The 1,410-nt window shown below is 64.5% G+C and carries 2 protein-coding genes; both read right to left on the bottom strand.

The annotated features are described in order from the left end of the window. A partial coding sequence (locus tag EB084_25470) for a DNA-binding response regulator (GenBank protein NDD31614.1) occupies nucleotides 1–411 on the bottom strand: 411 nt, incomplete at its 3' end. Next, on the bottom strand, nucleotides 408–1,410 hold a 1,003-nt coding region (locus tag EB084_25465; protein NDD31613.1), incomplete at its 5' end, for a hypothetical protein. The genes EB084_25470 and EB084_25465, both read right to left, overlap by 4 nt.

Genomic DNA, 1,410 nt, shown 5'->3' with positions numbered 1-1,410 from the left:
GTTGCGCACCTTGACGACCGAGGCCACCTCACTGTCCTGCGCCGAGCGACGCAGCAACGCCCGGATGCGCGCCAGGAACTCGCCAGCAACGAACGGCTTGCAGAGATAGTCATCAGCCCCGAGATCGAGCGCCTGGATCTTCTCGCGCGAATCGCTGCGAACCGAGAGCACGAGAATCGGCATGCGCAGCCACGTGCGCATCTCGCGACAGACGTCGAAGCCGTCGATGCCCGGCAGCGAGAGATCGAGCACCACGACATCGGGCGGGTTGGCACTGGCAATGCTGAGCGCCTCTTCTCCGTTCTCGGCAAACATGAGACCGTAGCTGCGCACGCCGAGAATGGAAGCTAGCGCGCGGCGAATCTCGGGATCGTCATCTACAACCAGGATGTTCGGTCGCTTTCCGGTCATGCGTCAGACTTCCCCTTCCGTCTCGCTTCTCGCGGAAGTCGCACCACGAACCGCGCCCCCTTGGGGCTGCGGTTCTCCGCCCAGATCTCCCCCCCGTGCACGGTGACGAGATCTCGACTGAGGGCCAGCCCCAGGCCGGTTCCCGCGCAGATGCTGCTCGCCGCTCGACCGCGATAGAACTTCTCGAAGATGCGCTCCAGCTCCCCCGCGGCAATGCCGTTGCCCTCGTCGTCAATCTCTATGCGCACGTAGGCGGGCGGGTCTCCAGGGGTCGATGAGGGTTCGACTTCGGCCCGTACAGTCACAGGCGAGGGCGTGGGTGCATAGCGCAGGGCATTCTCCACGATCAGCCCGAACATGCGCGCGCACTGCACCTCGTCTGCCAAGATGAGGGGCACACCGTCCGCAACCTCGACATGCAGCCGCCCGCGCTTCTCACGCGGCAGATGATCACGCATCGCGCTCAAGATCTCCTCGACGCTGCACCAATCCATGTGCGGCTTCCATGCGTTTGACTCGAGACGCGCCAGATCGAGAAGGCCCGTGATGCTGTCATTGAGGCGCCTCAGATCGCTTGCCGCCCGGCGCAGCTCATCGCGGATGTCGCTGCGACTCGGGTCGATATCGGTCTCCAGCAGATTCGTGACCGTGGCAGTGACGTTGGTGAGCGGGGTCTTCAGCTCATGCGAGACCGAGGTGACAAATGTGGTCTTGAGGTGATCTGCCTCGATCACCGCTGCGGCGTGCGACGCCGCTGCCTGCAGCTTGTGACGCTCAAGGTGCGCCGTGGTGAGCTGCGCCAGTGACTCATAGAGCCGCCCTTCACGCGGTGCGGGCGTCAGCGGCGCCACGAGCATCACGCACAATGCACCTCGTACCTCGCGAGCCTCGAGGGGAAGCCAGATGATTCCCGGCGCGCTGACCTGCGCCCCGGACTGCAGCTGCGCGACATCTATCCCCCCTGCTTCGGCCCCCTCCTGATGATACAGACGCATGACC

Source organism: Pseudomonadota bacterium, assembly GCA_010028905.1.
In the GTDB taxonomy this organism is placed as follows: domain Bacteria; phylum Vulcanimicrobiota; class Xenobia; order RGZZ01; family RGZZ01; genus RGZZ01.
This window is presented reverse-complemented; position numbering and strand designations above follow the sequence as displayed.